The sequence below is a fragment of the Treponema sp. UBA3813 genome, assembly GCA_002368605.1.
Classification (GTDB): domain Bacteria; phylum Spirochaetota; class Spirochaetia; order Treponematales; family Treponemataceae; genus Treponema_D.
The window spans coordinates 1-8056 of sequence record DFEB01000028.1; the positions used below are offsets into that span (position 1 = coordinate 1).

Here is an 8056-nt window from a genome sequence, read left to right on the forward strand (position 1 = left end):
CTATTTGTTTCTTGGAATTTACAGTCTCCCCCTTAGTGAGCGGCACTGCATAGCAGGGCAAAAACGCTTGAGAAGCGTTTTTAGCGAGTCTCCCGAAGAGCTATGCTCGTAGGGCAAGCCCACTTTGTTGGTCGCTACCCCCTCTGCGGGGCAATTTTTTTATCTCTGAAATTTGCTTGTAAAATACAATCGCGGCGGGTATAATCGGCTATGGAAAACAAAACTGTAATTCTTTCTGATTTAGACGGCACGCTTTTTCACAATGACAAAAGCATTTCAGCCTTTACAAAAGATGTGATTGCCTCTGCCCAAAGCAAGGGGATTCTTTTCGGCATTTCTACCTCTCGTGCGCTGGTGAACGCTTCAAAATTTCTCGAAGGCCTTTCCCCGGACATTATGATTACGAACGGAGGCGGGCTTGCCTTTTACAAGGGCAAAAAAATCTATTCCAGTGCTTTTTCTGCCAGTGAAACTCGGACTTTGATTGACGAGGCTTTCAGGCTCTGCGGCAAAGATTTTACCATCAGCGTGGATAACGAGACCGGGCTTTTTTCAAATTCCAAAGAAGAATTGGGTGATAAATTCTGGACTTACGCTGATTTCGATGATTTTTCCGAGCCTGCCATGAAAATCTGCCTCAAAACGCCGGACAAGACAATTGTTGAAAAGATTCTTTTGAGCATCGGAATAGAAAACGCCGATTACCTTCCTTTTTCAGATATTCCTTGGTACAAAATCAGCAAAAAAGATGCGACTAAAGAAAAAGCGATTGAAAACCTATGCTCTTCCATTAATATCCGGCCAGAAAATATCGTGGCTTTTGGTGATGATTTCAATGACATTGGTATGCTAAAGATGTGTGGAAAGGGTGTCGCCATGGAAAACGCCATTCCAGAAGTAAAGGCTTCTGCCGATGAAATCTGCCAGTCAAACGAAAACGACGGAGTCGCAAAGTGGATTCAGCGTTGTTTCGTCTGTCAGGAATTTTAGATTTTAGCAGTTTCTGCCTTCAACGGCCGCATATTTTCGCAAAAGCTTCATCAAGTCGTCGAACTGGCTTGGCGTAAGGCTCTGCTCGCCGTCGCAGAGGGCTTTTTCGGGATTGTTATGCACTTCGATGATAAGTCCGTCTGCTCCCACGGCTACTGCCGCTTTTGCCAGAGTTGGAACCATCCACCGTATTCCGCAGGCGTGGCTGGGGTCGATGATGACAGGAAGATGGGTCTCTTTTTTAAGATATGGAACGATGGAAAGGTCAAGGCAGTTTCGCGTGTAGTTGTCGAAAGTGCGGATTCCACGCTCGCAGAGAATTACATTTTCGTTTCCGCTTGCCATGATGTATTCCGCGCTCATCAAAAATTCTTTTACCGTGGCGGAAAGTCCCCGTTTTAAAAGAATCGGATTCTTGAGCTTTCCAACTTCTTTAAGAAGGTCAAAATTTTGCATATTTCTGGCTCCAATCTGAATGATGTCCACATCCTCGAAAAGTGGAATCTGATTGATTGCCATAAGCTCGGTTACGATGGGAAGACCTGTTTCTTTTCTGGCGATTTTAAGAAGCTCAAGCCCCTCCGCTCCCAGGCCCTGGAAAGAGTAGGGGGAAGTGCGAGGCTTGAAGGCTCCTCCCCTGAGGAATCTGGCTCCGCTTGCCTTTACGGCCTTTGCCACTTCAATAATCTGCTCTTCCGTTTCCACCGAGCAGGGGCCTGCCATGATAGCGCAGGTTTTTCCGTCACCGATGTCGGCGCCAAGATTTCCGTCCGCCGCTGATTTTACTGAAATCACAGTGTCCTTCGGGTGGAAGGAGCGGCTGGCCTGTTTGTAAGGTGCCTTTACCCGCTGGGCGCTTTCAACAATCTCGTTGGCAAGCAGTTCTTCCGGCGTAATCCGGCTGGTGTCGCCAATCAAGCCCAAAATCGTTACATCAGCACCCTTTGACTCGTGGATGTCAAGCCCGCGGGATTTGAGTTTTGCCTTTAATTCATCAACTTTCTGTTTTTCTGCACCGTTTTTCAATACAACAATCATTTTTTTACTCCTGAGTTTGTCCACAGATTTACACAGATTCTCACAGATTTTTTTGTCAAAATTGTTTGATTTTTATAATCTGTGCTAATCCTGCTAATCTGTGGATTTTAATTTTGTAATATTTTGGGCATAAAAAAAGGACTTCCGGTCTGGAAGTCCTTAGAATTGCCTAAATTAATTCGCAACTTTACGCATTCAAAACTGGCGTATGACTTCCATAGCGGGCACGAGAAAAATAAAAATAGCCATAATAAAAGTAAGCCTTCGTAAAAGAAGCCTGCTGGCTAGAGAAAGATTTTTCTGTCGCATAAGAAGTGTTGCGATTCATAAATTCAGTTTAATTCCTTTTAAGTTATTTTGTCAAGCTATCTTCTGCCAAATGTTTCTAAGTTTGCAAGTCCGCGTTTGAATTGTGTGGCGACTTCGTTGTCGTCGCCATAGCAATTCAAACGCGATTATCTTCGGCCAAATGCTTCTAAATTTGCTAATCCGCGTTTGAATTGCGGAATTCTCGCGCAGGCTGTGGTGTCCCAGTCACTTCGGTCGCCCCTTTTCAGGAAGTGATAGGCAACGCCCGCAATCATGGCTCCGTTGTCTCCGCAGAGTTTTAGAGGTGGGAAGATGCACTTAATGTCACTTCGTTCGGCAAGAAGCGCACGGAGCCTTGAATTTGCCGCGACACCGCCGCCAGCCACCACGGTTTTAAGCCCTGTGTCTTCGACTGCACGGAAAAGCCGGCTGGTCAAGGTCTTGCAGGCAGTTTCCTGAAAGGCGGCGCAAAGATTTTCGGTCGTGTTTTCATAGCCCGGCTTTAAAAATGAGTCTGCCTGATGGATTACGGCCGTTTTCAGCCCTGAAAATGAAACATCGTAGCGGTTGGTCTCCCGCTTGTCGAGTTTTGCGATTGGAAAAGCAAAAGATTTCGGGTCGCCTTTTTGAGCGAGACGGTCAATCACGACTCCGCCGGGGTAGCCCAGTCCGTAAAATTTTGAAACCTTGTCAAAAGCCTCGCCCACGCTGTCATCAACCGTCGTACCGAGTACCTCAAGGTCGTCAAATCCGTTGACTTTGGCGATGATTGAGTGACCGCCCGAAACCAAAAGCCCAAGATATGGATACTGAATGTCGTTTTCAAGGTGAGCGGCGTACATGTGGCCCAGCATGTGGTTGATTGCGATAAAGGGCTTTCCTGTCGCCCAGGCCAGAGTCTTTCCGAAAGTGAGGCCGACCAAAAGGCTTCCCATTAAGCCCGGCCTGTTAGTGGCGGCGATTGCGTCCACCTGCTCTAAGCTCATGTCGGCTTCGGTTAAAGCCTGCCTTACCACAGGCAAAATCCACTCGGCGTGCTTGCGGCTGGCAATCTCCGGAACCACGCCCTTGTAAATCTGGTGAAAGGGAATCTGGGTTGCAACCACATTGGAGATAATTTTTTTTCCGTCCTCAACAATAGCACAGGCGGTTTCATCGCAAGATGATTCTATTCCTAAAACTTTCATATACTTCCTTCTATCTTAACATGCTGGGCGTGGCGAATCGGTAGCCGGCGGCTTTCATTTCCGGGTACATTTCGGAAAGAAGGTCTGGCAGGATTTTCACGCTCTTGTCCACATGACCGATGACGATTGCCCGGCCGTGGCGGTTGGCGTAGGCTAAGGTTTCCCTCATGCGCTCAAGCATTTTTGCCCGGTCTATGTCGTTGTCCAGATAGGGGCCTGCCTTTTCAAAAATGTGCATGTCCCGCTCCAGAGCCGCTTGGGGAGCCTGAGTTACCGCCGTCGTCCGCGAGTCTAAAAAATATACTCCCATTTCATTACAAACTTCAAGAACTGCGCCGATTTTTATGACATTTGATGTAATCAGCGAGCCTTCGTGATTGTTCATGCCCTTAACTCCGGGGCCAAGCTCCAGAAGATTCTGCTTTACGATTTGCGCGATTTCGTAAGTTGACATGTCCGCAGTGATTTTGCCCGGCCCTGGATCCAGATTTAAGTTCATGGATTGCATGGGCTGGTGCAGAATCACCTCTTTCCCAGCCGCCCTGATTGCGTCGGCACAGGCTCTGGACTGGCTCAGTTTGGGAAGGACTGCAATGGTAATGGGGAAGGGGAGTGAGGCATATCTCTTTGTGTTTTCCACGCTGCGGCCTGCGTCATCGATAATAATCACAACTGTTGCTCCGTTTGAAGCCGGCGGAAGGTCAAACCTGTTTCGGGGAACATTCTGCTGAATCTGCTCCTGCTGCTTTGGCGGCGTGACAGAGGCAATCTGGGAATTCTGATTTGACGAAGTTTTTACGCTCTCGGTCTTTTTTACCGGCTGTGCCTGAGGGGTTGTTTTTTGCGTCTGCGCGGGCTTTTCGCTCTGTTTTGTTTCTTTTTTTTGCTGGACAGCTGGCTTTACCTGCTGCTTCTGCGCGACCTTTTCCTGTTTGTGAGGGTTTGTTTTGGGAGTCTGAATTTTTTCTGCTGTTTTTTCGGCTTTCGCCTGAGATTGAGCCTGTGCTTTTTGCAAAGGAATTGCGCCCGGCTCTTTAGTAAGAATTACGCTTAGAGTAAGGGCAAGCACGCAGAGTCCAGAAATTAGTGCAGAGAGAAGAATGACTTTGTTTTTTGCGAGTGTAACCTTTGGCTTTTTCGCTTTCGGTCGTTTTGTGGGCGTCGAACGTTTTGTGCGTGTGCCTGTACTTTTTTTTGGCATAGATTGAATCTATTTTATCAATTTTTTCTATTCTGTGCTATGCCGTGTACAACTCCAGTTTATTTTCGTCTACTGCCTTGCGGATTTTTTTGAGCGCCTTGATTTCTGTCTGGCGGATAGTTTCGGCTGAAACTCCAAGACTTGTTCCCAATTCCCTCAGTGTCGGTGCATGGACTTTTCCTTCAAAATTGTAGCGGCCTGCGAGAACGATTCTTTCTTTTTCTGAAAGATTTGCCACAAGCTCTTTGATATTGCTTTTTGCGATTTCCATAAAGAAAGCTCGTTCTGGGTCGTAAGTAAAATCCGGGATAAGGTCGCCGATTGTCGCTGAGCTTTCATCGCTGCATTCACAGTCAAGGCTTGTGCAAGTGTAGAGACAGTCTAGGGCTTCCTTAAGCTCATCCTCGCTGATTCCCAGTGAATAAGCCAGTTCTGCCGTCGTTGCTTCCCGTCCTGTTGCCTGAGTGTATTCGTCCTGCATGTTTGAGAGACGGCGGAGAACTTCTTCTTTGCGCTGGGGAATCGCAATCATCGAAGTCTTGTTGTGAATGAATCGGAGCATGTACTGTAAAATCCAGGGATAGGCGTAGGTGGAAAAGCGCGTATTGTAAGTGCGTGAGAATTTTTCGGCGGCGGCCATAAGCCCCAAATTTCCTTCCTGAATCAAGTCCATCGTAGAGACCTTGTAAGTTTTTCTGAATTTGTTGGCAATGCTGACAACGAGGCGAAGATTTGAATTAACAAGCCGTTTGACAGCGTTTTTATCGCCAGAAGCGATTTGAGTCGCGATTTCTTTTTCTTTGTCCGCGTCCAAAAGCGGATATTTTTGAATTTGGCTCAAATACATCTCATACATCTTCATAAAAAAAACTCCTGAAAGCCATTTTTTGGCTACGAAAATATACAAGCAAGAAGCGTGCCAAGTTTTTAAATTGAGAATAAAGAATTTAAAATTAAGAATTAAATCTTGATAATATAAAGAATTATTCCTTTAAGGGGAGATGATATTGCCTGAAAAACGAAACTTGAATTTGTGCAAATTTTAATACAAATTTATGATTTGACCGTATAAAAATGTAGACAGGGACTTTTGCCGTATAAAATTTTATACATGGGGGAGATCATCTCGCTGGGGCTGTTCCGCAGCTCGCTCACGCTCGGTCGCAAAAGCGACTGGCTTTGCCACTGCTCCATAGCCAAGCCCGCCTTATCTCATATAAAAAATTTTAACGCACTGTTTTAACTTTTCAATGTTTTTGTTATAATTTTTCTACTTTCTTTATGGAGAATTTACTATGTTTGTAACTTGTTTGGATATGGAAGGCGTTCTCGTGCCTGAAATTTGGATTGCTTTTGCCGAAGAGTCTGGAATCCCGGAACTCAAACGCACCACCCGCGACGAGCCTGATTATGACAAGCTCATGGCCTGGCGCATCGGAATCTTAAAGGAGCACGGGCTCACCCTTAAAGACATTCAGAACACAATCGCCAAGATTGACCCGCTTCCCGGCGCAAAGGAATTTTTGGACAAACTTCGCGCAAAGTGCCAGACAATCATTTTGAGCGATACTTTTGAGGAATTTGCAGCTCCTCTCATGCAAAAAATGGGTATGCCTACGATTTTCTGCAACTCTCTTGAAGTTGACTCAGATGGCTTTATCGTTCGTCACAAAATGCGCTGTGAAAAATCAAAACTTACGACTGTTAAGGCCCTGCAGTCAATCGGCTACGAGACAATTGCCTCAGGCGACAGCTACAACGACCTCGCCATGATTCAGGCAAGCAAAGCCGGCTTCCTTTTCCGCACGACCGACAAAATCAAGGCTGACTTCCCCAATATTCCTGCCTTTACCGAGTTCGACCAGCTTTACGAGGCGATTTGCAAGGTTCTACTCGCTTAAAAGTGCGATTTCCTCTTGGCTAAGCTCACGGTAGCCACCAAGGGGGATTTTCGGGTCGAGTTCAAGCAGGCCCATCTTAACCCGCTTTAAGTAGACCACTTCGTTCCCCAACTGGGCGAACATGCGCTTCACCTGATGAAACTTGCCTTCATAAATCGTAAGAAGACAGTCGATATGCCGGCTACCTTGCGAGTTTTCATGCGGTAGGGCATGGAACCCCGTAGTTGTGGAGTGAGTGGGGCGAACGGAACAATGAGCGTCAGCGAAGGGTGGAACGCCCGACGGCGCAGCCGTACCGCCATTACTAATTGCTGATTCCTCAATTCTAAATTCTTCATTATGCATTGTGAATTGAATCTCGCTGGGCTGGGCGTCAAATCCCTCTTCATTGCCTTCCCGGTCAATCCAAAAGCCTTTCGTGAATTTTTCGCTGTATTTTTGTTTTTCTTCCTCGGTCAGGCTGTCCCTTAAGCCCACGGCGTAAGTTTTTGGCGCGTGAGTTTTGGGAGAAAGCAGTCGGTGGGTGAGCTTTCCGTCTGTGGTGAGAATCAAAAGGCCTTCTGTGTCGATGTCAAGCCGGCCCATGCAGTGAAGGTCTCCGCCAAGGAATTTGTGGCGCAAAGAATCGTCCAGCAAGTCAAAAACCGTGCGGTGCTCTCCGTCCTTGTTGGCGCAAACTACATCGGCGCACTTGTTCATCATGATGTAGATGTCGTGCTGCAATTTGATTTCTTCGCCGTCAACGCAGACTACATCTTTTTCAATATCGAGCTGAAAGCCTGAGTCGTAGACGAACTTGCCGTTTACGGTCACAAGCTCATCACGGAGCAGCTTTTTTACATCCTTTCTGGAGCCAAATCCGTGGTGAGAGAGTATTTTGTCGATTCTGTCCATGAGTATATTCTAGCACAAATTGCATTAATTTTGGCAAAGGAAAATTAAATGGACGCCATTGTCGTGCTCAAGGGCAATACTTGACCAGGATTTCCTTTGTTTTTATCCATAAAATGGAGTGTGTCATAAAAATGAAAATATGATATAATAAGAAATTGGTAAAAGTCATAAAGATTTTATACCGACAGTTTTGTCGGCTTTGAAAAATTTATGAAGGATACAGAGAAATTATGTTATGCTGACACGCCACTGGGCTGGTGAAAAAGGAAGTAAAAATGAAATCAATAAGAAAAAAAGCATTAATTGCAAGCATTATAGAGTTTTTCGTCTTTTCGTTTGTCGGCTTTTCACTAGTGCTCATGCTGTTTCATGCTGGAATTTTGGCATTTCCTGTAATTGCATTCATGTGGACTTTCTGGGGATTCAATGTACTGACATTTTTTATCGGAATCAAAATAAAATTGCGGTACAGGCTTTCTTTTGCGGTCCTGAACTTTCTTGTGATATCGCTACTCCTTGCTTTTCTGATAAATTCT

9 protein-coding genes are annotated in these 8056 nt (G+C 45.9%); 3 read left to right on the forward strand and 6 right to left on the reverse strand.

Annotated features, from left to right (window positions below; genetic code table 11):
* Positions 1 to 210: 210 nt before the first annotated feature.
* On the forward strand, positions 211 to 990 hold the full coding sequence (locus B2089_RS04365; protein WP_296325991.1) for an HAD family hydrolase: 780 nt from the start codon (positions 211 to 213) through the stop codon (positions 988 to 990).
* A gap of 3 nt (positions 991 to 993) precedes the next feature.
* Here the strand turns inward: B2089_RS04365 and aroF are convergent, their stop codons facing one another.
* From aroF to B2089_RS04390, 5 genes are all read right to left on the reverse strand, one after another.
* Positions 994 to 2028, reverse strand: a complete 1035-nt coding sequence (gene aroF, locus B2089_RS04370) for a 3-deoxy-7-phosphoheptulonate synthase (RefSeq protein ID WP_296325989.1) — start codon at positions 2026 to 2028, stop codon at positions 994 to 996.
* A 187-nt stretch (positions 2029 to 2215) separates the two neighbouring features.
* Positions 2216 to 2356 carry a hypothetical protein gene (locus B2089_RS04375; protein ID WP_296325987.1) on the reverse strand — a complete coding sequence of 47 codons (141 nt, stop codon included), beginning with the start codon at positions 2354 to 2356 and terminating at the stop codon, positions 2216 to 2218.
* Between the two features lie 127 nt (positions 2357 to 2483).
* Entirely contained in the window at positions 2484 to 3524 is a 1041-nt protein-coding gene (gene tsaD, locus B2089_RS04380) for a tRNA (adenosine(37)-N6)-threonylcarbamoyltransferase complex transferase subunit TsaD (RefSeq protein ID WP_296325985.1), read from the reverse strand.
* Between the two features lie 10 nt (positions 3525 to 3534).
* The gene (locus B2089_RS04385) at positions 3535 to 4725 is read right to left on the reverse strand and encodes a divergent polysaccharide deacetylase family protein (RefSeq protein ID WP_296325983.1); all 1191 of its coding nucleotides are present in this window, start codon (positions 4723 to 4725) and stop codon (positions 3535 to 3537) included.
* A gap of 37 nt (positions 4726 to 4762) precedes the next feature.
* Positions 4763 to 5587, reverse strand: coding sequence for a sigma-70 family RNA polymerase sigma factor (locus B2089_RS04390; RefSeq protein WP_296325981.1), 825 nt, complete (start codon positions 5585 to 5587; stop codon positions 4763 to 4765).
* Positions 5588 to 6020: 433 nt separating this feature from the next.
* Between B2089_RS04390 and thrH the strand changes: the two genes are divergently transcribed.
* A complete protein-coding gene (thrH, locus tag B2089_RS04395) occupies positions 6021 to 6626 on the forward strand; it encodes a bifunctional phosphoserine phosphatase/homoserine phosphotransferase ThrH (protein WP_296325979.1) in 606 nt (201 codons plus the stop codon).
* Here the strand turns inward: thrH and B2089_RS04400 are convergent.
* Positions 6615 to 7520: a pseudouridine synthase gene (locus B2089_RS04400; RefSeq protein WP_296325977.1), complete on the reverse strand. Its 906-nt coding sequence runs from the start codon at positions 7518 to 7520 to the stop codon at positions 6615 to 6617. The genes thrH and B2089_RS04400 overlap by 12 nt on opposite strands.
* 275 nt (positions 7521 to 7795) lie before the next feature.
* Here B2089_RS04400 and B2089_RS04405 point away from each other — a divergent pair.
* The coding region (locus tag B2089_RS04405; protein WP_296686110.1) for a hypothetical protein at positions 7796 to 8056 on the forward strand (261 nt) is incomplete at its 3' end.